This window comes from Serratia sp. (in: enterobacteria) (assembly GCF_052400455.1).
GTDB classification, from domain to species: Bacteria; Pseudomonadota; Gammaproteobacteria; order Enterobacterales; family Enterobacteriaceae; genus Serratia; species Serratia ureilytica.
Window position 1 is genome coordinate 3027227 of sequence record NZ_CP185812.1, and the last position, 23090, is coordinate 3050316.

At 49.9% G+C, this 23090-nt stretch carries 50 protein-coding genes; 26 read left to right on the top strand and 24 right to left on the bottom strand.

All coding sequences use genetic code 11. From position 1 onward, the window contains the following. Position 1: 1 nt before the first annotated feature. From ACORQT_RS14640 to ACORQT_RS14750, 23 genes are all read right to left on the bottom strand, one after another. The gene (locus tag ACORQT_RS14640) at positions 2–1477 is read right to left on the bottom strand and encodes a PBSX family phage terminase large subunit (RefSeq protein WP_444859203.1); all 1476 of its coding nucleotides are present in this window, start codon (positions 1475–1477) and stop codon (positions 2–4) included. Further along, on the bottom strand, positions 1474–1917 hold the full coding sequence (locus ACORQT_RS14645; protein WP_060451870.1) for a hypothetical protein: 444 nt from the start codon (positions 1915–1917) through the stop codon (positions 1474–1476). Before ACORQT_RS14645 ends, ACORQT_RS14640 begins: the two co-directional genes overlap by 4 nt. Before the next feature lie 2 nt (positions 1918–1919). Beyond that, positions 1920–2252: a DUF1737 domain-containing protein gene (locus ACORQT_RS14650; protein ID WP_060441910.1), complete on the bottom strand. Its 333-nt coding sequence runs from the start codon at positions 2250–2252 to the stop codon at positions 1920–1922. Continuing rightward, entirely contained in the window at positions 2252–2401 is a 150-nt protein-coding gene (locus ACORQT_RS14655; protein ID WP_004940098.1) for a hypothetical protein, read from the bottom strand. Before ACORQT_RS14655 ends, ACORQT_RS14650 begins: the two co-directional genes overlap by 1 nt. 10 nt (positions 2402–2411) lie before the next feature. Continuing rightward, entirely contained in the window at positions 2412–2642 is a 231-nt protein-coding gene (locus ACORQT_RS14660) for a DUF2560 family protein (protein WP_060441909.1), read from the bottom strand. Positions 2643–3071: 429 nt separating this feature from the next. After that, positions 3072–3518: a lysis protein gene (locus ACORQT_RS14665; RefSeq protein ID WP_444859204.1), complete on the bottom strand. Its 447-nt coding sequence runs from the start codon at positions 3516–3518 to the stop codon at positions 3072–3074. Then, entirely contained in the window at positions 3515–3949 is a 435-nt protein-coding gene (locus ACORQT_RS14670) for a lysozyme (RefSeq protein ID WP_342183304.1), read from the bottom strand. The genes ACORQT_RS14665 and ACORQT_RS14670 overlap by 4 nt, the downstream gene beginning before the upstream one ends. Then, positions 3933–4265, bottom strand: a complete 333-nt coding sequence (locus tag ACORQT_RS14675; RefSeq protein ID WP_042784830.1) for a phage holin, lambda family — start codon at positions 4263–4265, stop codon at positions 3933–3935. The genes ACORQT_RS14670 and ACORQT_RS14675 overlap by 17 nt, the downstream gene beginning before the upstream one ends. 742 nt (positions 4266–5007) lie before the next feature. Further along, positions 5008–5499 carry an antiterminator Q family protein gene (locus ACORQT_RS14680; RefSeq protein WP_444859205.1) on the bottom strand — a complete coding sequence of 164 codons (492 nt, stop codon included), beginning with the start codon at positions 5497–5499 and terminating at the stop codon, positions 5008–5010. Further along, on the bottom strand, positions 5490–5654 hold the full coding sequence (locus ACORQT_RS14685) for a hypothetical protein (protein WP_444859206.1): 165 nt from the start codon (positions 5652–5654) through the stop codon (positions 5490–5492). Before ACORQT_RS14685 ends, ACORQT_RS14680 begins: the two co-directional genes overlap by 10 nt. Continuing rightward, positions 5654–5881, bottom strand: coding sequence for a hypothetical protein (locus ACORQT_RS14690; protein WP_444859207.1), 228 nt, complete (start codon positions 5879–5881; stop codon positions 5654–5656). Before ACORQT_RS14690 ends, ACORQT_RS14685 begins: the two co-directional genes overlap by 1 nt. Further along, the gene (locus ACORQT_RS14695) at positions 5878–6459 is read right to left on the bottom strand and encodes a recombination protein NinG (RefSeq protein WP_444859208.1); all 582 of its coding nucleotides are present in this window, start codon (positions 6457–6459) and stop codon (positions 5878–5880) included. Before ACORQT_RS14695 ends, ACORQT_RS14690 begins: the two co-directional genes overlap by 4 nt. Further along, positions 6452–6631 (bottom strand): hypothetical protein, encoded by a 180-nt coding sequence (locus ACORQT_RS14700; RefSeq protein ID WP_444859209.1) that lies wholly within the window; start codon positions 6629–6631, stop codon positions 6452–6454. Before ACORQT_RS14700 ends, ACORQT_RS14695 begins: the two co-directional genes overlap by 8 nt. A 169-nt stretch (positions 6632–6800) precedes the next feature. After that, positions 6801–7166 (bottom strand): phage protein NinX family protein, encoded by a 366-nt coding sequence (locus tag ACORQT_RS14705; RefSeq protein WP_444859210.1) that lies wholly within the window; start codon positions 7164–7166, stop codon positions 6801–6803. Further along, positions 7163–7333 (bottom strand): NinE family protein, encoded by a 171-nt coding sequence (locus ACORQT_RS14710; RefSeq protein ID WP_444859211.1) that lies wholly within the window; start codon positions 7331–7333, stop codon positions 7163–7165. The genes ACORQT_RS14705 and ACORQT_RS14710 overlap by 4 nt, the downstream gene beginning before the upstream one ends. Next, on the bottom strand, positions 7330–7767 hold the full coding sequence (locus ACORQT_RS14715) for a recombination protein NinB (RefSeq protein WP_444859212.1): 438 nt from the start codon (positions 7765–7767) through the stop codon (positions 7330–7332). The genes ACORQT_RS14710 and ACORQT_RS14715 overlap by 4 nt, the downstream gene beginning before the upstream one ends. 9 nt (positions 7768–7776) lie before the next feature. Beyond that, positions 7777–7974: a hypothetical protein gene (locus ACORQT_RS14720; RefSeq protein ID WP_444859213.1), complete on the bottom strand. Its 198-nt coding sequence runs from the start codon at positions 7972–7974 to the stop codon at positions 7777–7779. Beyond that, complete coding sequence (locus tag ACORQT_RS14725; RefSeq protein ID WP_444859214.1) at positions 7971–8213, bottom strand: hypothetical protein; 243 nt, start codon at positions 8211–8213, stop codon at positions 7971–7973. The genes ACORQT_RS14720 and ACORQT_RS14725 overlap by 4 nt, the downstream gene beginning before the upstream one ends. 23 nt (positions 8214–8236) lie before the next feature. After that, on the bottom strand, positions 8237–9643 hold the full coding sequence (locus tag ACORQT_RS14730) for a DnaB-like helicase C-terminal domain-containing protein (RefSeq protein WP_444859215.1): 1407 nt from the start codon (positions 9641–9643) through the stop codon (positions 8237–8239). Then, entirely contained in the window at positions 9630–10529 is a 900-nt protein-coding gene (locus ACORQT_RS14735; protein WP_444859216.1) for a DNA replication protein, read from the bottom strand. The genes ACORQT_RS14730 and ACORQT_RS14735 overlap by 14 nt, the downstream gene beginning before the upstream one ends. Beyond that, entirely contained in the window at positions 10516–10680 is a 165-nt protein-coding gene (locus ACORQT_RS14740) for a hypothetical protein (protein ID WP_165877134.1), read from the bottom strand. Before ACORQT_RS14740 ends, ACORQT_RS14735 begins: the two co-directional genes overlap by 14 nt. Before the next feature lie 34 nt (positions 10681–10714). Further along, positions 10715–10993, bottom strand: a complete 279-nt coding sequence (locus ACORQT_RS14745; protein WP_444859217.1) for a CII family transcriptional regulator — start codon at positions 10991–10993, stop codon at positions 10715–10717. A gap of 136 nt (positions 10994–11129) precedes the next feature. Beyond that, positions 11130–11360 (bottom strand): Cro/Cl family transcriptional regulator, encoded by a 231-nt coding sequence (locus tag ACORQT_RS14750; RefSeq protein WP_274756370.1) that lies wholly within the window; start codon positions 11358–11360, stop codon positions 11130–11132. 79 nt (positions 11361–11439) lie between these two features. Here ACORQT_RS14750 and ACORQT_RS14755 point away from each other — a divergent pair, with 79 nt between their 5' ends. From ACORQT_RS14755 to ACORQT_RS14880, 26 genes are all read left to right on the top strand, one after another. Next, positions 11440–12147, top strand: a complete 708-nt coding sequence (locus ACORQT_RS14755) for a LexA family transcriptional regulator (protein WP_285198526.1) — start codon at positions 11440–11442, stop codon at positions 12145–12147. A 248-nt stretch (positions 12148–12395) separates the two neighbouring features. Continuing rightward, entirely contained in the window at positions 12396–12893 is a 498-nt protein-coding gene (locus ACORQT_RS14760) for an HNH endonuclease (protein WP_444859218.1), read from the top strand. 81 nt (positions 12894–12974) lie between these two features. Continuing rightward, positions 12975–13376, top strand: a complete 402-nt coding sequence (locus tag ACORQT_RS14765) for a hypothetical protein (RefSeq protein WP_444859219.1) — start codon at positions 12975–12977, stop codon at positions 13374–13376. A 102-nt stretch (positions 13377–13478) separates the two neighbouring features. Further along, a complete protein-coding gene (locus tag ACORQT_RS14770; protein ID WP_346420503.1) occupies positions 13479–13640 on the top strand; it encodes a hypothetical protein in 162 nt (53 codons plus the stop codon). 98 nt (positions 13641–13738) lie between these two features. Next, positions 13739–14707, top strand: coding sequence for a hypothetical protein (locus ACORQT_RS14775; protein WP_444859220.1), 969 nt, complete (start codon positions 13739–13741; stop codon positions 14705–14707). A 24-nt stretch (positions 14708–14731) separates the two neighbouring features. Then, positions 14732–14872 (top strand): protease FtsH-inhibitory lysogeny factor CIII, encoded by a 141-nt coding sequence (locus tag ACORQT_RS14780; protein WP_442995574.1) that lies wholly within the window; start codon positions 14732–14734, stop codon positions 14870–14872. A 109-nt stretch (positions 14873–14981) separates the two neighbouring features. Next, entirely contained in the window at positions 14982–15182 is a 201-nt protein-coding gene (locus ACORQT_RS14785) for a hypothetical protein (RefSeq protein ID WP_042784842.1), read from the top strand. A gap of 173 nt (positions 15183–15355) precedes the next feature. Beyond that, a complete protein-coding gene (locus tag ACORQT_RS14790) occupies positions 15356–16228 on the top strand; it encodes an ATP-binding protein (RefSeq protein ID WP_444859221.1) in 873 nt (290 codons plus the stop codon). After that, a complete protein-coding gene (gene ssb / locus ACORQT_RS14795) occupies positions 16228–16683 on the top strand; it encodes a single-stranded DNA-binding protein (RefSeq protein WP_193160286.1) in 456 nt (151 codons plus the stop codon). Before ACORQT_RS14790 ends, ssb begins: the two co-directional genes overlap by 1 nt. Positions 16684–16711: 28 nt before the next feature. After that, entirely contained in the window at positions 16712–17044 is a 333-nt protein-coding gene (locus ACORQT_RS14800) for a hypothetical protein (RefSeq protein WP_444859222.1), read from the top strand. A gap of 184 nt (positions 17045–17228) precedes the next feature. Next, complete coding sequence (locus tag ACORQT_RS14805; RefSeq protein ID WP_444859223.1) at positions 17229–17408, top strand: hypothetical protein; 180 nt, start codon at positions 17229–17231, stop codon at positions 17406–17408. A gap of 62 nt (positions 17409–17470) precedes the next feature. Continuing rightward, positions 17471–17716: a hypothetical protein gene (locus ACORQT_RS14810; protein WP_444859224.1), complete on the top strand. Its 246-nt coding sequence runs from the start codon at positions 17471–17473 to the stop codon at positions 17714–17716. Then, entirely contained in the window at positions 17713–18009 is a 297-nt protein-coding gene (locus ACORQT_RS14815; protein ID WP_444859225.1) for a hypothetical protein, read from the top strand. Before ACORQT_RS14810 ends, ACORQT_RS14815 begins: the two co-directional genes overlap by 4 nt. 43 nt (positions 18010–18052) lie before the next feature. Beyond that, the gene (locus ACORQT_RS14820) at positions 18053–18184 is read left to right on the top strand and encodes a hypothetical protein (protein ID WP_444859226.1); all 132 of its coding nucleotides are present in this window, start codon (positions 18053–18055) and stop codon (positions 18182–18184) included. After that, on the top strand, positions 18181–18663 hold the full coding sequence (locus tag ACORQT_RS14825) for a hypothetical protein (RefSeq protein WP_444859227.1): 483 nt from the start codon (positions 18181–18183) through the stop codon (positions 18661–18663). Before ACORQT_RS14820 ends, ACORQT_RS14825 begins: the two co-directional genes overlap by 4 nt. 2 nt (positions 18664–18665) lie before the next feature. After that, on the top strand, positions 18666–18941 hold the full coding sequence (locus tag ACORQT_RS14830; protein ID WP_104874754.1) for a hypothetical protein: 276 nt from the start codon (positions 18666–18668) through the stop codon (positions 18939–18941). Next, positions 18938–19159, top strand: coding sequence for a DUF7301 family protein (locus ACORQT_RS14835; RefSeq protein ID WP_444859228.1), 222 nt, complete (start codon positions 18938–18940; stop codon positions 19157–19159). The genes ACORQT_RS14830 and ACORQT_RS14835 overlap by 4 nt, the downstream gene beginning before the upstream one ends. Next, entirely contained in the window at positions 19143–19544 is a 402-nt protein-coding gene (locus tag ACORQT_RS14840; RefSeq protein WP_444859229.1) for a hypothetical protein, read from the top strand. Before ACORQT_RS14835 ends, ACORQT_RS14840 begins: the two co-directional genes overlap by 17 nt. Positions 19545–19601: 57 nt before the next feature. Continuing rightward, on the top strand, positions 19602–19862 hold the full coding sequence (locus ACORQT_RS14845; protein ID WP_060429108.1) for a hypothetical protein: 261 nt from the start codon (positions 19602–19604) through the stop codon (positions 19860–19862). Between the two features lie 9 nt (positions 19863–19871). Next, a complete protein-coding gene (locus ACORQT_RS14850; RefSeq protein WP_004940165.1) occupies positions 19872–20126 on the top strand; it encodes a DNA polymerase III subunit theta in 255 nt (84 codons plus the stop codon). A 21-nt stretch (positions 20127–20147) separates the two neighbouring features. Further along, positions 20148–20411, top strand: a complete 264-nt coding sequence (locus tag ACORQT_RS14855; RefSeq protein WP_444859230.1) for a hypothetical protein — start codon at positions 20148–20150, stop codon at positions 20409–20411. Positions 20412–20479: 68 nt separating this feature from the next. Then, positions 20480–20701 carry a hypothetical protein gene (locus ACORQT_RS14860; RefSeq protein ID WP_004940166.1) on the top strand — a complete coding sequence of 74 codons (222 nt, stop codon included), beginning with the start codon at positions 20480–20482 and terminating at the stop codon, positions 20699–20701. Further along, positions 20694–20903, top strand: coding sequence for a hypothetical protein (locus ACORQT_RS14865; protein WP_060429112.1), 210 nt, complete (start codon positions 20694–20696; stop codon positions 20901–20903). The genes ACORQT_RS14860 and ACORQT_RS14865 overlap by 8 nt, the downstream gene beginning before the upstream one ends. Beyond that, positions 20900–21091: a hypothetical protein gene (locus ACORQT_RS14870; protein WP_193160293.1), complete on the top strand. Its 192-nt coding sequence runs from the start codon at positions 20900–20902 to the stop codon at positions 21089–21091. The genes ACORQT_RS14865 and ACORQT_RS14870 overlap by 4 nt, the downstream gene beginning before the upstream one ends. 16 nt (positions 21092–21107) lie before the next feature. Beyond that, a complete protein-coding gene (locus tag ACORQT_RS14875) occupies positions 21108–21356 on the top strand; it encodes an excisionase family protein (protein ID WP_071883560.1) in 249 nt (82 codons plus the stop codon). A gap of 31 nt (positions 21357–21387) precedes the next feature. Next, a complete protein-coding gene (locus ACORQT_RS14880; RefSeq protein WP_444859231.1) occupies positions 21388–22671 on the top strand; it encodes a tyrosine-type recombinase/integrase in 1284 nt (427 codons plus the stop codon). A 32-nt stretch (positions 22672–22703) separates the two neighbouring features. Here the strand turns inward: ACORQT_RS14880 and fliE are convergent, their stop codons facing one another. Then, entirely contained in the window at positions 22704–23018 is a 315-nt protein-coding gene (gene fliE, locus ACORQT_RS14885; protein WP_033643509.1) for a flagellar hook-basal body complex protein FliE, read from the bottom strand. Positions 23019–23090 lie beyond the last annotated feature (72 nt).

Here is a 23090-nt window from a genome sequence, read left to right on the forward strand (position 1 = left end):
TTTACCAACCGGAGGATGAGGGAACGTAGATTTCCGTTTCTTCTGGCGCCATCGCCGGACAATGCATGCACATCATCAGGGCATCGGCCAGGTTAGGTGACGGGATGCCGAGCTTTTGCTTCATGTCTACCTTCGTCATAAGCTCAAGCTTTCCGTTGCCATTGAATTTGCGCTGTATCTGCGTGAGTTCAGCGAATGCCTTTTCAAGCATCTTCTCGCCGATAGCTTCCTTGTCGAAGCTGAGCATGCTGTCAGGGTCTGCGTAATCACCGTGAACAACGGCGCGGTACGTCAGATAGAGCCTGTCAGCCAGGGTGTAGTAAAACTGTGCGCGCTTATTTCGGAATACATCGCCGATGGTGCGAATGTTGTCGCCCTGAACCACTTCATCAGCCCACGCCCCTGATTGATACGGAGCATCTTCATCGAATGGGGACTCGCTACCTTTGAACATGGTTGCGGTGATCTTCTTGCCAGCGAATGAGTCAGTAACTTGACGACGCAGGCCAGCGCCGAGGCCATCACCATCCCAGAGGAAGTGATCTGCATTGTCATTAATAGCCAAATCTGCAGCCCAGTCCGCGCCTTCGTTGATATCCATATGGATACCTTCCTGAATGCGCTTAACGACTGAACCATGCCGCATCGCATATCCCTTAGCGTCTGGACCTGTATCTGATGGGTCATGCGCAACAATCACCGCGCCTTTTGCTTTCCATCCGAGTTTGATATGCGCGTCAGTTGCAGCCTCTAACCATTCAAACTTGATAATTGCCATGTCTGACGCACCCACGGGCTCACCAAGGTACACATGCCGGTAAAGCTCATGGTTAGCCTTCTTCATAATCTCCATATCCCTGCGTAGAGTTTCCGGGAACCATGGATTGGCGGTGTAGTTGATCTGCTTAACGATGCAGTAGCGATTACCGTTTTCGTCATAGTCTGGGTAGATGCGATTGGTAACAAATCGCTGATGGGTATCACTGAGCCTGTTTTTCGGGTTGTATGCCACCCATATCTCTGACTCAACTATCCGCCCATACTCAGCGCTGTAATACTCTTTACGTACCGTTGGGATAAGTGTTTCCCATGAGTCCTTGGACACGTTCTCGGCTTCCTCAACAAGCGCGGCATCGAAGTTTGCGTAACCCTTGATGTTTTCCACGTTTAGCCGAAGGAAGTCGAAGCTGATACGCCCACCGCTATTGGCGAATATTTCAGTCTTATTAACCGTCACCAGTGAGTGCAAGTTGCGGCGATTAATCTCTTCAACGATTTCCGCATAGCATGATTCCTTAATGGACTTCATGTACTCGCGAAAACAGATAAGCTTCCATCCGTGATAGATGACGTTATTGAGGAGGATTGTTATAAACGTTCGCGTCTTGGCGGAACCTCGGCCGCCATGAGCAACTTTAAATCTGGCTGGCTGCAGGTATTCCTCAAACGCTTCAGGAATGCTGCATTGATCTGTCATTGCGTCTCGCTTTTCACCACGTTATACACCGGTGCTTTTGGCGTCATGGAGCCGTCATCGGATGTATGGTTAACATCCTGCTTCTCTCTCCACTTATCTTTCTGGCGGTTCTTAAGCCAGAAGATCATCGCCGTGACATCGCCAGGTACATGCTTCTCTGCATCTACCTCCTTAAACCCGTCAGCGGTTTTCTCTTCTCGCTTTTCTTTTGCTGTATATCCAATTGCTCTATTGAACAGGGTGCTTGCCACTTCCCCATCAGCTACAGCCTTTCCCTTTTTTATGGACTCTAAAAACTCAGGATGTTCGAGCTTCCAGTTGTTGATCGTTGCCTCGCTAACCTCGAAGAAGCTAGCAAGTTCTGCGTCGGTATAGCCCAGCAAGCACAATTTGCGAGCCTGCTCGGCATACGCCTCTTGATACTTTGTTGGGCGAGCCATAATTACGCCTTAGTGAATGCCTGAGCGTACTCAACCATACGGCCAGGGGTTAACTGGATAACGCTCATGTCACCCAGAGGCAGGAAGCCAGCGGCGATCTTCGCGTTGCACTTAATGGTGAAGTCTGCGCGGTCAGAGCTAACCACGATGTCGTAGTCAGTTGCTGTAGTACCGCCTGCAGCGACAACCTGGAAATATTCGGTCTTGGTGGGGGTGGCATGAACTCCAACCAGACCGCCCTGCGGGAAGCGCGATGCAGCGATATGCGACTTAACCACTGGAATCAGGTTTGCCACCGAGCCGGCGGTTGCTGTCTGCATGGATGTGATTGCCATTACTTAGCCCCTTTCTTTGGTTTCTTCTTACCTTTACCAGCTTTGCTCATAGCAATGGCGATAGCCTGGTCTTGTGGCTTGCCTGCTTTAACCTCAGTAGCGATGTTCTCGCTGATGACCTTTTTCGACTTACCTTTCTTCAGTGGCATAGCTTTCTCCTTAACCGAACAAGCCTAGCGCTTCTTCTGCCATCTTGATGGCCTTGTCCACTCGACCGACAACACCAGGTTCTGTTTGCACGCGCGTATAGGCATCTTTGAACAGCTCGTACTTGAGCTTGTTGCCGCCGATGAAGGTAATTGCCTTCTCACCTGCAGCGGTATCGCTCTGAACCAGTTTGAACACTTCGAGGTTCATTGCCTGCTCTTCGGTCATTTCTGTAATTGCCATGATTGGCTCCAGTTGTTTGGTAAAAGCCATTACGAAGAAGCTTGCTTAGCTTCTCGGTGATGACATCTTGGTTTAATAAACCCTGACTATAGGCGAACAGAAGTGACAGCTTTCTAATTACCAACACAATAGAACATAAGCAATGAACTTGATTATCTACACTAAGTAGCAACTAAACGTACTAACGGGCTAAGGAGGCCTCATGAACCATTCACCAGAGTTTTATCAAGCAGCAGCGGCATTTTTCGTGCTACTAACACCTTTAACGCGAGCCATCTTCCATTTCATCCAACACCATTTCCCCATTCAGAAATAACCGCAGCATCAGCCACACCTCGCGGAGTTGCCTCGCCACTTCCGTCTTTCCGGCTGCCAAGACGTGATCACCTCCTGCTAGGTAACACAGTCTTATTCCTAGTCGGGTGGAATTCATTTCGCCAAGCAAACCTGATTGATGTAATCCTGCAATCCGGCGATCTGCTTATTGGCTATTTCGATTCGCTCTCTGAGGGTGAAATAATCCCGTTGAGCGGAGTAAGTAAGTCTGGGGCTGGCTGCATCATCCACGCCGGAGGGTTTGGCGGGTAGGCATGAGGCTGAGACGCGCAGCTTGCGAGCACCAGTGGCAACATCACGCTGCAAATCAATAATCTTGCTTTTCGCATCTTCAAGCTCCCGCGTTCTCTGCAGATCGATATCAGCTACTGCTTTCTGTGTTTTGTTCTGCCACTCGAGCTGGCCAGATAGCTGCTGCTTTTCTTTCTGCAGTGCTTCTTTGTCATGGCGTAGTGCCTGGTTGCTAATGGCGAAGTATGCCAGGAGCACAAGCACTAATGCGATAATGACAGTTTGCCAATGTTTAAGCGGCCAAGTCATGAAAGAAACAGCGCGCGTTCCCGCTGCCTGCGAGGAAGAAGAATGTCCGGATCGTTGCCTGCTCGTTTCCATGCCAGGAACTGATCTGCAGCACCGGCATAATCTCCAGCCTTAAGCTTACGTAGCAGTGTCGAACCGTTGAATGCTGATGCGCCGATGTTGAACACCAGACTGCAAAGAGCGTCGTATTGATTCTGGTTCAGCGTGACATTCGCCGAGTTGATAGCTCTCTCAGTCCATTGCAGGTCAAAGCGTAGCAAGTCGGATGATTTCTCTTTCGAGATAGTCATACCCATTGCAACAGGTTTGCCATCAACTAGACCAGTATGACCGACGCCGATCGTGGGGATCCCGCGTGTATCTTTGTAAGCTGAGAGCTTTTCACCCTCTTGGCGCTTCAGGAAGTCGATACCGTTATTGCTGATTTTCATCACTAGCACCTACTCGCTTGCTGATAGCGCTGATGGCGATATTGCGGAGCTTTTCGACACCGATGAAGCCAACCATGCCACCAATGAAAGGAGACATACTTACCGGCAATCCGAACACGTCCAGAGCACTGGAGATGCAAAGAGAAAGGGCGCCACATAGGACGCCCTCAATCCAGCGATTCTTTCGCTCCACACCATCGTAAATTAATCGGCCATAGCAAATTAACCCGGCCATCATTGAGCCAAGAATTTGCGGCCATGCGTTTTTAAGGCCGTTCAGAACGTCGACCCAGAATCCTGCATCGCGTTCATTCATTTGACGATCCTGCATACTCTAGCCCCTACACTCTCCCCGCCGAGCGAGTCAACGAATGCACGGTCGTTATCACAGAGAACGCGGAGAGCGCCGATTTGAGCACCCCATGCATCCTTCTTCCACAGTTCAACAGTGGAGATAACTTCATCATCGGTCTTTGCGCTTGCGAGGCCATATGAAACGACAGATCGCGGGTACGCGTAGGCCGCCGAGTTAATCCTCGAATTAACCTCTGCAGCGAGATAAGAAAGGAGAATTAAGCCCAGCAACCAAGGAGACGAACTCACGAAACCAGCCCGGACGAGCTCAGGTAATTTGAGCATTGTGGGTTCCTTACATTGCTATGCTGTAGTCAAAGGTTCAGCCCGCAGCCGTAGACGATCAGCTACTAAGAGGATGCCATGGAGTGTGTCGCTGTTGGCTGGGGCTGAAATGCAAAAAGCCCCGCACTAAGGCGAGGCTAAAATGTTGTGTGGTGCCGGAAGTCGCCGTTCTGCTGTCCCCATACACGCCAGCTTAAGGGTTACGATGTTGCCGATTCTACCGGACTGTCATCTTGTTCTTCACCACAACGGAAAGAGCACTCGGATGCGTGACCATCACTCCAAATATTCTGGGACTATTTGGCGCTGAATGCTCTTACCTGTTGCGATCAAAAAAGCCGCCGCAGCAACTTAAGAGTCACTAACGGCAGCTTATGTCACTATTATGGGTAAATAGGTAAAACAAAGTCAAGCATTATCTATGCGACATGCTTAATTTTCTCTACACGTTTGCGACTGTTGAACGCATTTAACATCGGAGCATAGAGCATAAACAAGCTTGCTTTGAGGATTTCAGCCACTTCTTTCCGGCATGTTTCCTCTGACGGCTTGCGCCACCCTTCCCCTAATCGACCACGGTTAATCTTGCGGGGCTTTGCAGTCGCGTGGTAGTAAGATGCAATGGCTCGCTTGGATGAACCATGAGCGTAGTAGCTGAGCAGGATGCCAAAGGCTTTCTTGTCGATAAACATAACGGAATCTACGACCTGAGAAATCAACATTCCGTCATCGTCATTGCACATCGGCCTGCTTGGATTCTTGCTTGGATCTACGCTTTCCATGAACTTGGCGATCATGTTGCTCATGCGCCTCTCGAGTCGGCCGGAGTAAACCCATGCCCCCCACAGCTCAAGCCAGCCATTAACCCACTGGTGCTGCTCATCTGATAGCGATAGCTGCTTTACCGGCATATCTTCCCCCAGGTTTTTGCTGATTTGATGCTTTGAATATTTTGCTTTGAGGTGTGAAACTGCTCTGCGATGGTTTTGGTGCTGATGCCGATACCGATGAGCGTTCTGATCAATATGACATCATCCAGGCTCAGGGATGATCGTTGCCTTGCCATCAGGCTGCCTCCCTGACAAGCTGGCAGTCATTTAGGTATTGGCCGCCAAAGCTATAGAGAATCCCCTCGCGAATTCCTTCAAGCGTCACATATGGGAAATGCCGCAAGAAAAATTCAGCCGCCCTATCAGCTTCACTCAAAAGTTCCGATGCGTGATTTGGTCGAATCACGTAAATCACATCCTGAAAGATTGCTGCTGTTTCACATGGGTATTGAATGCTGGTCATGCCGCCTCCTGGAGTTTTTTCAGTTCCCGCAATTTCGCTCTGTAACGCGCTCTAATCACGTCTAGCTCTTCGCGGGTGTATCGGTGTGGGTTGTTGTCGTTTTCAAGCGCCATGACTCGCTCAGTGCCGATTTTCGTGATGAGATTGATTCGGTATTGAGTGATTGCACCGGAATGATGGACGTTGCAGGATGCGCACTGCAGATGGCAGTTATCTTCGTTGAACCGGAGCTGACCGGCCGCCGCTGTCGTTCTGAAGTGACCCGCGTGATATTCCGTTGCCGTTGTACTGCCGCAGCTAATGCAGCCGCTTCCTTCATCCCTGGCTCGTATGTAGTCGTTGAAGGCTCGCTGGGTCATGGCTATCCAATGACTCAACGGCTTCGCGTCAGCCTTGCGCTTGTTCCACTCACGGCGTGCAGATGCCTCAGATTGCTTTTGCTTGCGCTCTGATTGCTGCTTTGCGTGTTGGATTGCACATGGAGTGCTACAGACGATTTGAAGGGAGTTTCGAGGAGTGAACTTTGTGGAGCATATTCTGCATTTCTTCGGCTTCGGCGGCTTGATGCCTTTAGCCATCATCATCCTCCGCGTTTCCGATAACCTCATCAGCCTGACGGTCAATCTCGTCGTTGCATTGCTGGCAGATGTAGCATTCATCCTCGGCCAACTCTGACAGGCAGCTGCAGCAGATATCTGTGCCGTACTTCTTCGGCACGTTCATAATTTCCGTGATGGTAATGGCGTTCATCGCACGCACCTCATCAGCAGAAACAGAACAGCATTACCCGGCCATGCGAGGCTGAGTAGCAGCATCTTTGTGGTAGATAGTGTTGGCTCGTATTTGCAGAAGAACTCGAAGCTGCGGCCAGCGATGAAGCAGTAAGCGCAGGCGGCGATGATTGCGATTGTGATTAGGATTAGCATTTTTCTGCATCCTTCATCATGAGGAAAACAATCATGGCGGCGCGTAGTGGGTTATCATCTACATGCTTAATGCCTTTTAGCATTCCACCGCTCAAATCCCACGCGTAAGTGTTTGATGATTTGCTCGGTACAACGCCTATTTCATTGGCAACAATAATCGGCCATGCGTCTGCCGGGTTGTTGCAGTAATCAGCGCATAGGATAGAAACTATTTCCCCATCACCTATGTCGCAAAATACTGTAACCGCCGGCCGACTTGGCACGTCGCGCTGCACAATCAATGAAGGCTTGTCTTTGTACAGTTGCTCAGCAACTGCTTTGTTAATCTCAAAATCATTTATCTTGCTGTAATCAGTCATGGCTTTCTCCGGGCGCGACGACGCAGCCACATGCTATCGGCTAATGTCGCGGTGTAATTGAATGTCGAGGCTAATTCTGGATTGGTACGTGGCTTTCTGGTCTTGCGGTGGTCAGTCTTGAATATCAGGTTATCAATTATGATTTGCGTTGGACTTCGCTGGGTCATGCGGCTCTGTCTCCATATCGATTAGCCCACTCGATAGCTAGCCGGGATTCATCGCTGAACTTGACGCCCTGTTCAGCACCAAACGCGTTTATCAGCTCGATTAGGTCGCGCATCTCGCCAACAGTCATCTTGCTTGTTGATTGCCCCAGAACGACGAATCCGCCGTCTATGCCAGGAACCGTCTCTTGCTTCTTCAGCGCAGCAGTGAAAACACACTTCCAGCTCTCAGAACTCATCTTTCGCCCATACCAAACGACCTGCTCGCTGATGTCGCGCAGGGTTGCCCAGAGCTTTGCGTTCTGGTCTAGGCTTCTAGTTGGCTCTTGGATGGTTACTGCGAGGGGTTTGTCTGGATTTAGTGGGAGACTGTCGATGAAGTTTTTCAGGTTCTGGCGTATGTTTTGGCTTCGTAGGTAGAAGACCTGCTTGCTCATTTAATCCCCTTAGTGCAATTGCTCATCCAGTGATAGTGAAATACGCATCAACGCATCTTCCCACTCATGGAGGTGCTCGCCTTTTCCGTTAGCGCACATAAAGCCGCGCACATAGCTCAGGCAATAATTCACCGGGCACTCCCCAATGCCATTAAGTTCAGATAGGGCTTCTGTGAATTTCTCGTCTATTTGCTGCTTTTTGCTCATCTCTCCTCCCCTTTGATTGATAGGCCGGTAGAGAGGAGGGATTCCCTTACCTTGTATCCATCAAGCAGCTCAAAGTCTTCCATTTCCGGTAGCTCAACCACGATGCTTGCTCGACTGGCCTGCCATGCTAGCCATGACGCATGGTATATGGTCTCTTTTTGGCTTTTTGGTTGTGAGTAAAAACACATAGCCATTTTGTTATTCCACCACTGTTCAAACTCTTCGCGTAGCTTATCCATGGTTATCTCCTTTGCTTGGCAGGTCAGAAACCGCCCTTCTGTTTTGATGGTCGGGATTCAGTTTCAGATGCACGCATTTTTGCTTGAACCTGATCGCAGTCGTAAATCGCGCCGTGACGTTGCTCGACGAAGACAACGCCGCTTTGCCCGTGCCGGTTGAGGCGCAATAGCAATTCCGTATCTTGCTGATTGGCGTTTTCGTCGTAAGCACCCTCTCGATAAATCCCCAGCCAATAATCGCAATCCTGCTCGATTTGCCCGGTGTCGCGGGAGTCACTTGGGAGCGGCCGTTTGTTGGTTCGCTTCTCAAGGTCGCGGTTAAGCTGGGTAAGCAGAACGACAACGCAGTTCAGCTCTTTGGCGAGGTTCTTTAGCCCTTTGGTGATCATGCCGTAGGCTAAGTCATTACGCTCCGCCTTCTCGGCTTTCATCAGCGTCAGGTAGTCAACGAGAACCATCCCTACGCTACCGCGCTCACGCTTAATCCTGCGGCTCTCTGCGACGATATGAGCCAGAGATAGCCCTGGGGTGTCATCGATGTAGAGATTGCCGCTCTGAGCGATTTGCAGCCCCTTTGCTGACGCCATTGCGAATCGGGTGTCGTCGTATCCGTCGAGATAGAAGTTTGACGAACTCACTCCCGATGCCTGGGAAAGCGAACGCTCGACGAGCTGCTCCTGTGGCATTTCAAGGCTAAAGGCGATCGCCGGTTTGTTCTCTTCCAGTGCGCAATGCAAGGCCATTTTCATGTAGAGCGTGGTCTTGCCCATCTTTGGCCGTGCGCCGACAACGAACAGCGAACCATTCACCAAGCCTTTCGGAGCCAGCAATTCATCCAGCGATGGAATGCCAGTTGAGATTCCAACGGCTGACGGATCACTGCTCAGGCGCTTTTCGACAATGCTAACCCATGATTCGAAAGCCTCTGCAAATGGCACCGCGCCACGCACAGATCCAGAGCGAGATTTGTCTGCGGTGTGCATCGCTAGCGCTTGCATGTGCTCCAGCTTCTCGGCAGTGGTCATCGCTGATGGCTGATAGAACACCTCAAGCATCTTGTTGGCCTGCTCGATAGCGAAACGCTCCATAGCGCAGTCCTTCACGCGATTGGCGTATGCCAGAATGTTCGCGGCGCTTGGCGTGTTCTTGGACAGCTCAGCCAGATAGGCGAACCCGCCAACTCGGTCAATCTCTCCAGTGGACTCCATGCGCTCAGCAACGGTGATAAGGTCGATAACGCTGCTCTTGGAGTTCATCTCACGCGCGGTGCGGTAAATCACCGAGTGAGCCGGGCTGTAAAACATTTCAGGTGCCAGGAAAGAAAAAACGCGCTGAACTCGGTCGCTCTGCGCGTCTAGTAGGATTGAGCCAAGCACTGATTGCTCTGACTCGATGCTGCTCGGTGGCAGCCGGTAATCAGCGGTCGTCATGATCGCCCTCACGAACTTTGAGATAAACATTGTCGTTCAGCAGGAAGTCAAATCCCTTCTTGTGCCAAACAGTCCCGCTCTGTTGGTTCTGACGCTCTTCGAACATCCAGCGGCAGTTGTCGCGAACGTAGCCCAGGTATTTCCGCCAGTCTTCCATCGTGAACCCATGGCCATCCAACTGACGAGTAACCACCCCGGCTTTCCGCCAGAAGGTTTTAATCGAGCTGCGACGTTTCTCGGTTAGTGCTCTGACAGATTTCGCTTCTGGCAGGATTTCGTGGTAGGCGTCGATGACGTCTTGACATGAGATTGCAGGTTTTTGCTTTTCTGATTTTTCGCTGGCTGATGCACTCTCATTAGGTTTACCTAATGAGTTATTATTTATATTGTTGTTTATGGACAATCGTTGGACATCCGTTGGACAATCATCGCTGAGAGCCGCATTTTCACTGGTGTTTGCGTTGGACAATCGTTGGACATCCGTTGGACAATTTTGAGCCTGAAAATCGTCGTATTTTAGGATGGTAATCAGACTAAATTTCCTTCCCATAGCCTCGATTTTTAACATCCCTTTTGACTCGAAACTGCGGAGCAAGCTCTTAACTTTGTTGTCTGGAATGAACGTCTCGGCCACCAGGGTTGGACGCCCAGTAATCAGCTGTCCTCTTCCGACCATCATTTCCCCAACATCGGTTTTCACAACCGCTGGCGAGTAGTTGGCTTTCAGTATCAGGTGAAGCCATAGGTGTACTGCCTGAGAGTCCTTGTACAGCTTGCTATCCATGAATTGACGATGAATCAAGGCAAACCCCTTACCGGCTGCCTCCGGTGTCTCTACGTGGCGCTCCTGCTGCCTGTAGTCGGATAATTTTCTAACGACGCCCATTCTTCTTCACCCCTGCCAGTGCAATCCGATATTCACCAATGAACCGAGCAGCAAAGCTCCGGTTATTGGCGGCTGCAACAACGATTCCTTCAGGTGAATCAGGATGCCGTCGTTCCTCTTCTGTCTTGTAAATTCGGCGATTTTTTGCCATAATTTCCTCCAGTGGTTTTCTCCAAACATCACTATCACGCCTCGAAAGCTGCAACTTCCGGGGCGTTTTCTTTTGGTGACAGATATCCAGCCAGGCGCTTAGCCAACTCCGCCATTTCTTCGTCTTCCATACCCCAATCCAGAACGGCCAGTAACATCGCCATGCGAGGGATAAGAGACTCTTTCCAGCGTGTGATTTGAGATGGGTTAACACCTACTGCAGCTGCAATACTTGTGACGCCTTTCAGCGCTATCTTGTTGAGCAATGAGCTTTCAATGCGACGGGCGTCATTGCGTGTTTTTGCAGTGTCCATACGTAATACTTCCTTTGTGGTTTAAATAGTTAATGCATAAATAATTGTTTTATCGTGCACCATTGACAGTCATCCATTGACCACGCCGGGCACCCGACCATATACCGGGCCGTTCGGTACTAAAAGTACATTTTATTTACATGACTAATTGCTGCTTACCGATACGGCGAATCTGTGCTGCTGAATACTTGCCGCCTGATGCTTTGGCGATCTTATCCGCGTACTCGGTTTCTCCTGTAAACTCGGTACGCGGCAGAGAACCACGCTCTATCCATTTGTAAATGGCCTTGGGCGTAAGTCCGCAAACCTCAGCCACAACAGATACACGAACGGATTTAATGACGTGTCCAAACGTGATTTCGTTCATTTGCATCTCCAGTGGTGAACTTATAGTTCATATTATGACGGAACTGATAGTACAGTCAAGCACAGATATAGTTGAACTTATGGTTCAACTAAATGAGCGCGAAAAATTCTCGCAAAGGCTTGCGCTAGCCTGTGACAAAGCGGGATTACCACAACATGGCAGGCAGGCTGATCTCGCTGCCAGAATGAAGCTTACGCCCAAGGCTGTGAGCAAGTGGTTTAATGGGGAGTCGCTTCCACGAAAGGATAAGATGGAGTTGCTCGCTTCAGTACTTGGAACTACTGCTGCTTACCTGCATGGGTATGCATCAGAGGATGGAATTACACCAAACCATGCCAATAAGGTATCAGACTCTTACAGAGTCGATGTATTAGACGTTCAAGCTAGTGCCGGTCCAGGGATTATGATTTACAACGAGTTCGTTGAGAGGGTAAGGGCCATAGAGTATACGACTGAGCATGCCAGAACTCTGTTCAATGGTAGGCCACAGAATAATATAAAGGTCATTACCGTTAGTGGTGACAGCATGGAAGGAACGATCAATCCCGGTGATGAGATCTTCGTTGATGTGTCTGTTAACCATTTTGATGCTGATGGAATTTATGTTTTCGTTTACGGCAAAACCCTTCATGTAAAGCGGCTTCAAATGCAGAAAGATAGATTAGTTGTCATATCTGACAACCCAGTCTACGAGAGGTGGCATATCGAAGAAGCTGATGAAGACCAGCTTCATGTCGTAGCTAAAGTACTGCTCCGTCAATCGATAGATTATCGTCGGTTTGGATAAAAATAAATTACCTTAAAGTTCATTATGTTATGACATGATGGGCTTTTTTTACCTGAAATATGTACTTTTGGTACTTTACATCAATGAACTTTCAGTACATTATGAATCCATCGAAGCGAAACACGCAGAGATCAGTCGAACGGCGCGACAGTAAACCATGCGTCGGGAGCGCGGCGGGTTCAGGATGAACGGCAATGCTGCTCACAAGCCAAAGCATTCTAAATATCCCTTATTGAGAGGTATTCAGAATGCAATACAGCAACAAGTATGCAGAAATGGCGAAATCTGGATTGGTCATCTACGAACCAACGACAGGAAAATTCTTTACTAAGGATGCAAAGGAAAGGCGGACAAAGGTAGATCACAAAGGATATCTGCGGTTCGGTGTAAACGGATATGGAATGGTTATTGCGCACAGGGCTGCATGGGCTATTCATTACGGAGAAATCCCTAAGCAGCACATTGACCATATTGATGGAGATAAGACAAACAATCGGATAGATAACCTTCGATTGTGTACGCATAACCAGAACCAGCATAACCAAGGAATTAGGAAAAACAATAAAAGCGGATTCAAAGGCGTCAGCTGGATGAAGTCGTTAAGAAAATGGCAGGCTCAGATTTGCTGCAATAGCAAAGTAAAACACCTTGGGTTTTATGATGAAAAAGAAGATGCAGCCAGAGCATATGACAAGGCAGCAATCGAAATCCATGGAGAGTTTGCATGGACGAACTTCAGAGAATAGCAATTCAAATAAACAACCAAAAATATATATCCCACTCAATTACGCCGAGGTAAGCATGAGCTTCAGAGGAAAGGTTTGGTTTTGGATGTTGGCTTCATGCGCCCTCTTCTGGTGTGGCGTGGTTATTGGATTGATGGAGAGAACGTGATGAGTGGATTTAAAGGAACGCCAGGGCCGTGGGAATTGATGAAAGATGATGATGAGCTGAAAGTAATTCAGGCTGGATCGCTAGAGAAAGGGTTTGGGTGGAAATCATATTGCAATGTCTGTGAGAACGTTTCAGGAGATGCTAACGCAAAGCTTATCGCCGCCGCGCCTGAGCTTCTTGAGGCGCTTCAGGAAACGGTTAAAGATTTGGTCGCATACCAAGTAAAAGCACGGAATGCAGCAAGGATAAATAACCGCTGGGAAGGTGTTTCAGAAGCAGTTCAGGCATCTATATATAAAGCAAGAGAAGCAATCAACAAAGCATTAGGTAGCTGACCATCCCAAAGCTCATTTCACAGTGGGCTTGATGATGTTTAGAGAAGCCTCGACACCCTTTAGGCCGCCATTGTGCGGTCATTTTTTTTAACTGGAGAAAGTATGGAAAAACAAAATCAGACCTTCGAAGAAGTTGCTCGCCCACTGATTAAGTGGCTTGCAGAAAACGTCCACCCTCACCATTCGGTTATTGTTACCAGCACTCATGCTGAGTTGTTACAGGGTGAGCAAGCGGTATCTACTAACGAATACCTGAAAGATTAACTAACAGCCGCCTAAGTGCGGCTTTTTTACTCCCATCGCTAAGCCAATTTACGAGTTGGTTCAGCAATGAATACCTATCAATCAACAGGAGTGATGCCGTGAGTGAGTCAACCGATTTAACCGTTATCGAAATTAAGCCGGAACAAGCTCCGGCTCTGTACATCCCAAATGGCCTCGATGCTTATCTTGAGCATATCAAGGCAAGCGTAAATGAAGCGCCAGACCTAAGCACTAAGAAGGGCCGTGATCGCGTTGCTTCTCTGGCTGCCCAGGTAAGCCGCAGCAAGACTGCTGTAGAAAAACCTGGCCGTGAGTATCTTAAGCGCCTAAAAGAGGCTGTAAAGCCTGCTGAGCAAGAAATTAAGCGGTTCGTTGATGCATGCGACGCACTTCGCGATGAGACCCGACGCCCATTAACTGAATGGGAAAATGAGCAAGAGCGGATCAAGCAGGAAGAGGAAGCCAAGAGCGCAGCTGAAGAGCTAGCAAAGCAAGTTGAATCAGATCACGAAATCGCCCTACTGCTTAATGAGAAATACGATCGTGAAGCAGCCGAGGCGAAAGCAGAAGCTGAGCGCCAGCGCGTCGCCCGTGAGGAAGAGTTAAAGCGCCAAGCAGCAGAACAAGCCCGTATCGAAGCGGAGCAAAAAGCAAAAGCCGAACTTGAAGCTGCAGCGCGGCGTGAAGCTGAAGCACAAGCAGCAAAGGAACGCGCAGAGCGCGAAGCCAAAGAGGCAGCGGAGCTAGCTGAGCGCCAGCGAATTGAGGCGCAACAGAAAGCTGAGCGTGACAAGCAGGAAGCCATTGCAGCGGAGCAGCGCAAAGCACAGGAAGCCGCTGATAAGCTGAAGCGAGAAACTGAAGCGAAAGAAGCAGCTCGGCTGGCAGAAGAGAAGCGTATTGCTGATGAAGCCGCGAAACGAGCCGCAGATATCGAGCATCGAAAAACAGTAAATAACAAAGCTTTGGCAGATTTAATCGCTGCTGGCATACCTGAAGACTGCGCCAAGAAATGTATTACCGCTATCGCTAAAGGCGAAGTGTCAGCCATCCGTATCACCTACTAATCAAAACACTTTCAGGAGTCACCCATGATTTTCGCAATCGCGGGAGGCGCTCGCATGGGTGCCTTCCAGTTACATGAATCCCTGCTCGAAATCATCACCCGCCGGATGCGCTGCATTGGCCGGTGGTTGAAAGACACTCTTAATCAACGAGGAGACCCGCTATGAACAACGCATTCACCACCGCGCAATTCACTGCTAGAGCGGCTATCCGACTGCATAGCCCTGCTTTATGGTCAATGGCTATGGTTCAGCTTAAACAAGCCTGGAGGTCGAAATGAAGATGACATTCGTATGCACCGAGTATCACGCCAAGGCCGGACAACGACAGGGTGAGGTTCGCATTGAGGCGGACGGCGTCGCTTTGTTCGGCCATGTCGATGAGAAGCAGATCATGCCTCAGCTCGATATCAAAGCTGTGTTCGAGTGGCTTGCAGAGAATGGATATACGGTCACAGAAAATAAGGCAGTGGCATGAGCAGCGTAGTGCTTGATAGCGATGAGAAATTTATCTCTCACATGACGTCAGAACTGGAGAGACAGCTTACCGAATCACAGGCGCAGACTGACACTCGCTGGAACGGTTCGGAGCGTCAAAGCCCATCCGTTACTTGGGATGAATTCGCAGGAAACTTTAGCTAAGAGGCAATTATGAAATTTGAAAAAGCCATGAGAAAGAAAGCCAAGCTACGGCTGGCACTTACCGGGCCAAGTGGTTCAGGGAAGACATATAGCGCGCTTCTTGTTGCCAAAGGGATTGGCGGAAAGATTGCCGTGCTCGATACCGAGAAAGGAAGCGCTTCACTCTACTCTGACGTTGCTGATTTTGACGTGCTTGAGCTGGAGCCGCCTTTTGCGCCAGAGCGCTTCATAGAGGCGATTAACGCAGCCGAGCAAGCTGGATATGACACGCTGGTTCTCGACAGTATCACGCATGAATGGAGTGGTGTGGGTGGATGCCTGGAACTGGTAGACACAATCGCCAAAGCGAAGTTTCGCGGAAACTCCTGGTCAGCATGGAGTGAGATAAACCCACGCCATCGCCTCTTCCTTGATGCAATTCTGCGCTCGCCAATGCACATCATCGCCACCATGCGCAGCAAGACTGAAACGGCTCAGGTAGAAGAGAATGGCCGGAAGAAGGTCGCGAAGCTTGGCATGAAGTCAGAACAGCGAGATGGGGTCGAATACGAATTCACAACCGTCCTAGATATAGGTCATGAAACGCATCATGCGATCGCCAGTAAGGACAGGACGAAGCTATTCAGCAATTCAGACCCAGTGGTTCTAGGCGAGCAGACAGGAAAGCAGCTTCTTAGCTGGCTTGAGTCAGGCGCGAACCCGGCGGAAGAGTCACTGAAGGCATTCACTCAAGCCGCAGCGAAAGCTGGAAATATTGATGAGCTGAAGGCTTTATTTGAAGAGGCATGGCGCACGCTGCGCGGGACAGAATATCAGGCGAAAGCCAAAGAAATATATGACATCCGCAAGGCGGAAATTGATCAGAATAGTGAGGCAGCATAATGGCAAGTCGTGGCGTTAACAAAATGATTTTACTTGGCAACCTCGGTAAAGATCCAGAGGTTCGCTACACGCAAAATGGCGGCGCTATCGCCAACCTGACAATTGCCACCTCTGAATCGTGGCGTGATAAACAATCTGGCGAGCAAAAGGAAAAGACTGAATGGCACCGCGTGGTGCTGTTCGGAAAGCTGGCTGAAGTTGCCGGTGAGTATCTTCGAAAAGGCTCGCAGGTTTATATCGAAGGCAAACTGACAACTCGCAAGTGGGAAGATCAGGCTGGCGTTGAGCGATATACGACAGAGATTCATGTCAATGTCGGCGGCGTGATGCAAATGATTGGCAGCAAGCAAGAAGCATCGCAATCCGGAAATCAGCAGTCACCACCTAAGCAGCAAAATAAACCTCAACAGTCGAATGAGCCACCTATGGAATTCGACGACGATATTCCCTTCTAGGCAACCACAAAGCCGCAGGTAACCAATCATGAAAGAACAATACGCGGAAATAGTCGCGGGATGCCTTGCGGCTTTTGACAGCCTAAAGCGTGGAGAAACTCACGAACGCGCCAATAAGATGATGTCCAAGACAGCCGCGAAAAACGCGGCTTTTTTATTGCCTGAGCGTCGGTCTGCCAGTGAGAAAACGAAGATGGATAAAAACACCAAACCCATATCGGTAGTTCGCATCGTCGGAAGCTGCTGGGAGTTTCCAGATGGACAGAGAATTCCTGATTTTCTTAAGGCTGACAAAAAGGCCAAGCAACTCGGAATGGTGCTTGAGCGCCGGCAGAAATGGCGCTTTAGCGAAACTGAATAGGATGCATCATGTTCGGACTATTTCTTCTCATCTGCACAAGTGGCGCGGATATCTGCAGCTATCAATCTGCTGGATATATCTACCCGGATTACCAGAACTGTACTGCTGACATCGCCGCGCAAAACCTCCCCTCTTCTTACGAATGCCTGTCAGTTGATGCTGTGGTGCGGGCTAAGGATGACCTATGAATACATACGAAATGGAAGGATTCTTGCGCGGACAGTGCGTTCCTCGCGACTTGCTTGTTAACGAAAGTAATGCCGCATATCTGGTTAGAAAACTGAGTGAGATTGCATCCGTCAAGGCTGAGCGCGATGCGCTGGCAGATCGAGTTAATGCGCTGGCGTGGAGAATGCGGCGCTGAAGAGCGCCATAACCGGGAAAGCCTATATCGACTTCGTGATATCCAATGGATGGAACCCAGGAATGAAAACCATCAACGGCAAGTTTGCCGGCTTTATGGATGCAGAGATCGATTTCGGGTGCATGGCATATGACCATGCCAAGAAGTTGATCGATGCGGTCGAGGCCCCAGTCACTGACGCAGCACTTGCAGCTATCCAGGCGCAGGGAGTGGAGAAGTTTGCTGATCACATGCAAGGGGGAGAGAAATATTCTCGCATTGCTGAGTATGCAAGGGAATTCGCCAACGAGCTGCGGGAGGCCAAATGAAAGAGCGCCCAGTGATGCCAGCGAATGAACTGAAGCTTCAGAGCGGTAGAACCTATCGTGGAAAGCGCCCACGCAACGCGATGGGTTTGGTTAACGACAGAACGATCCTGCATATCGGCGCCACCACCGTGCAATACGACAGCCCATCAGTTTCGTTCGGCCGACATTACCCGTCAGTAAGCCGTGAGAAGTTTCTGGCGTGGGCTGAGCGGGATGTGACTGAAGAGTTGCCGCCGGGCGAGTTCGCTACATGGCCTATTGGCAGCGCTAGGGAGGTGGAACGTGAGGCATGACAACGTCAAACCATGTCCGTTTTGCGGTGCCAGAGCAGTAACCGTGAAAGAGATATCAGGGCACTACCGAGCAAAATGCGGCGGATGTGAGGCAGCAACCGCATTCATGGATAGCGAACAGGCCGCCATTGAACGATGGAATCAGCGGGCCGAAGCCCAGGAGAAAGCATTATGAGCACTGAGAAGCTGAGCGAACTGAGCAAGCCGGTGATGTACTCCATCACATGCAATGGCGTCGTTGAGGAAATTGGTGGCGATTCGCAGGGGTTTGTGCGCGAAGAGGTTCAGGCAGAGTTGGATAGCTGGGAAAATGGGAGCGTTGGAATCCCTGACGGTTACTCAGTATCCGCCCTCTACTCGCAAGAGTACGTCTCCGCCCTGCTGGCAGAGCTGAAATTAGAAAAGCAGAACAATGCTGGCGTTGCGGGGATGGTAGAGGATTACGAAGCCAAGCTGGAAGCGAAGGATAAGCGCATCGCCGAGCTGGAAGCCAAGCTGGCTACGCCGGTGCAGCTACAAAATTGTGACTTCGAGTCAGTAGCCATCATGGCCCATTGGTGCACTGATGAGCAGCTGAAAGCATGGGTGAAGGGCGTTGAGCATGCCAAAAAGCAAATCCGCGCTGCTGGGTTCAAAGTCGAGGGGGATGAGTAGCCATGCCAACACATTCCGAACTGGTCAGCTTCACGCGGGACAGGAAAGAGCGAACCACGACCAGCATCTACCACACTGAACAGCATTCACTAAATGCTCAGACGGTAGTAGAGCAGAATCTGGTTATCAAGGGCGGAGGCATGTTCCGGCGATACACCGCCGACATGCGTTTTGATGACTTCCCTGCATGCGGTTCTGAGCGTGAAGCGGCCCTGAAACTTGCCGATTGGATGCAGCGTCTTGGCGCTGCCATTGAAGACCACTGGAGCCAGCCATGACTACAGCAAGCGAACTTACCAGCCGCGACATTTTGGAGTGGGACAATCTGCAAAAGCGTTACTGGAATGCTTCCTCTCTGCCGCGCGCTGAGCGTTTCAAGCATAACCCAAAGCGCAAACAGTACCGGCGAGACAGGGTTTTAATCAGGATTTTGAAACTTAACATCGATGCGACACGTAACCGAATTGCACGGGGGATGCATGACACTAACGACTGAGCAGTTGAGAGCGCGCGCTAAGTTCTGGCGCGAAAAGGCAGTAGAGGCGAAGTGGGAATCCGTGAGCATCGCTCAGGACATGCTGCAGAACGCCGACGCATTTGACGAACTGGCGGCTAACCGGGAGGCGCAGCCGGTGATTGTAGTTGGCGATGATGGTGGCGACGCACTGGCATATCGCCGACTCATTCAATCTTTTGCGCCTGGCACGAAGCTCTATACCGCCCCGCCAGCGCCGGCAGTGCCGGAGGGCTTCAAGCTGATGCCCATCGAAATCACCGACGAAATAGCAGAGGCAATCGCTATGGAAGCTCGTTGCTGTGGCGGGATTGCTCTGTGCATCTATGAAGCTGCGCTGGCAGCAGCGCCGGAGGGTGGGAATTGACTCACAGGCAACCATAATTATACTGTATGTATGAACAGTATTTTTATGGTGTGAGTTATGACTACGAAAAATGACAGCGGCTATCAGGTCGTTTACCGCGGCGAGACGCTGGAGCATCCCAAAGAAGGCGGCTGGGTGTTCTTCCAGCGCCTAAAGGAGTACGGCGGCGGGTACTGGCTGGGACGCACCTATCACGACCGCTTCGTTCTGGAGTATGATCGGCCAACTTCACTACATGACGGCATCAAATTTATCCTCGAGATGCGCGCTGCAGAGCTAAACTTTGCAACGTTCGATGATGACTTTGAGCTGATATAGGATTGGGCGATGTCATACAACATAGCGGATAAATCACCGGAAGAGCGCGAAAAGGTTAACGTGGATTTGGCTGCTTCAGGCGTAGCGTACAAAGAGCGAATGAATATGCCGATTGTGCCTGCGCAAGTTGAAGAAGAGCAGCCTGAGCATCTGCGCGAATACTTCCGTGAACGATTGCAGCATTATCGTGGCCAGAGCCACAAATTCCCAGGGCCGAATGACCCGCGCTATCAGCAGATGGCAGAGGCTAACGGCAAGAAGTGAACACTACAAGGAGATAGTAAAATGGCTCAAATACTACTTTTGGGATATGGATTTGATGGGTGTGTCATTGAGCATCAGTACCCAGTTGAGAAGGTATTTGTAAATTCTGATACTAAATTTGTTAAATACGGTGCTGTTAAACCAGAATTTCCTAGTGGAGTTAATAGGTTCTATGTGTGTGAGCAAAAAATAGGTGAAGACACCTTTGTTTATGCTGTAAATAGAACAGTTAATCCAGGAGAGGTAAACGAGTTTATCCATAGGTTCAGGCCTGAACCAATCTAAAGAAAATATTATAAACCTCGCATATGCGGGGTTTTTTATTATCTGAACCTTCAGTAAGAGACACATCCATGGATACTATCAGCGTCAGGATTCCCCGCGCCTATTTCACTGACGGGCGCGTTAGCACGGATGCATTGCAGCAGAAACTTCATCAAGCACTATGGGAGCGCACCGGCGTTATGCCCGCTCCTGTTCGAGTATTCCTGCATGAAGGGCAAGCAATCATGGCATCCGGCTGTGGCGCTGATGATGTCGAGAGCATTTTAGGATTAGGAGTTAAACATGGCTGACATCATCGACAACGCACAAGAGCAAGAAGAGCTGATTATCCTCGCCGCATTATCCAACCGCCCTAAACCGTCAATGGTATTTACTGGTCGCTGTTATTGGTGCGGTGAAACCATCAGCAAAGGTAATTTCTGCCTAGGCGATAGCTGTGCAGAAGACTACGAACGCCGGATAAAAGCAGACAGGCAACGAGGTGTCGCATGAGAACAAAACAAAGCGCCCTACTCATCTTTGATGGCCGCATGATCACCATCTATCTCGGCGCGGCTGATGATGAAGAGTATGCAGGCAAGATGGCGATTCTCGAGCAGATCGTTAAGCCTGGTGTAAAGCTCGTCGCCGAGCAGTCATCTCACGAATATAACACCCCTGCCAATATCACCATTCAATAATATTTCAGGAATAACCATGAGCGAAGTAATCAATCTGATGCCAAACAAATGGGTGTCTGAATCAGTTCTTATGGCTGTTACCGGACTGAAACATAACACTATAAAAACAGCAAGAGAAACCTCATGGATGGAGGGCAAGGAGTATCGGCACGTCGCACCAGACAGCCAGCCACGCGACAACAGCCCATGCTTCTATAACAGAGAAGAAGTAGATCGCTGGATAGAGAGGCAGCCTCCGGCGACCAAGAGACGTAAATCTGCTTAAATAGCCATCCGACAACAGAAAGGAGAATTCTATGGCTGCATATCCAACTGGCGTAGAGAACCACGGAGGGTTCTTGCGCATTTGGTTCATGTATAAAGGCGAGCGAGTTAGGGAGGCGCTTGGGGTTCCTGACACGGCAAAAAATAGGAGGATAGCGGGTGATCTAAGAGCGGCGATTTGTTACGACATAAAGACGGGGCGATTTGACTATGCAGATAGGTTCCCTAACTCGCGTAACCTGGCGAAGTTTGGGATAGAAAGGAATGAAATAACCTTAAATCAGCTTGCTGAAAAGTGGCTATCTATTAAGGAGATGGAATTAGCTACAAGCACAAAGGGTAAGTATGAGTCGAAGATAGCCAATACTCTGCCATTCATCGGTGTCAACAGGCTGGCATCATCAGTCAGGCAAGAAGATATCTTGGTCGCCAGGAAAGAGATGCTTACCGGATTTCAAGCTATTGGGCATGGGCATAAGAGTGCCAAGAGAGGCCGGTCGGTGTCGACAGTTAATGGCTATATCGGTTGCCTTGTATCAATGTTCCGCTTTGCACTTGCCAATGGATATGTTTCTTCTGATCCAACCGCTAACATTTCACCGTTAACAAAGTCGAAGCCGCTACCTGACCCGCTTTCACGCGAAGAATTTCTGCGCATAATGGATGCGATAAAGATTCGCCAGACTCGCAACCTTTGGTCAGTAGCTGTATACACTGGGCTTCGCCATGGCGAACTATGCGCGCTCAGCTGGGAGGATATAGATCTTCATGTAGGAAGTATCACCGTTCGCAGAAACCTCATAAAGAATGGTCAGTTCAAGCTTCCTAAGACGGCAGCAGGAACAGATCGCGTTGTTCAACTTGTTCAGCCAGCAATCGACGCTCTACGCGATCAGGCTGAACTAACTCGGCTTGGAAGAGCACATGACATCACCGTTTCCCTTCGCGAATACGGTAAAACGGTCAGCCACAAATGCACGTTTGTTTTTAACCCAAGCATGACAGCAACAAATGGCAGGAGCGGGCATCATTATTCAGAAGGAACAATCGGAAAAAGCTGGGACTCTGCATTACGTCGAGCTGGTATCAGGCATAGAAAGGCCTACCAATCACGGCACTCTTACGCTTGTTGGTCGCTATCTGCTGGCGCAAACCCAAACTTCATTGCCCAGCAAATGGGGCATGCATCCGCACAGATGGTTTACCAGGTTTATGGTTCATGGATGGCTGAAAACAACCATGACCAAATCAACCTATTGAACCAGAAATTAACGGAGTTTGCCCCATCAGTGCCCCACGCTGCCATTAACGAGTGACATTCTTCTTTTAAATCAACGAACTTAATCAATCACACCGGCATATTCATGATGTCCTGGTAGGCCGCCACCAGCTTGTTGCGCACCTGGACGCCCAGTTGCAAAGACACCGACGATTTCTGCAGATCGACCATCACATCATTCAGGCTGATGCCCGGCACGCCCAGCTCAAAGTCCTGCGCCTGTTTGCGCGCCGTCTGCTGGGTGTCGCTGATCTTGCCGAGCGCCGCGGTCAGTTCGCTGGCGAAGCTGACGCCCTGCGGCGCCGCATTTTGCCCCATCTTGCCGGCCTGAACCGCCATGGTCTGCATCTGCTGCAGTACCCCTTCAATGCCCTGAATCGCCATCTGGTCCTCAATCCTCTCGTCTCGCCGGGTGACGTTTTCACCCTGTACTTCTCCAATGATGCACACCCTAGC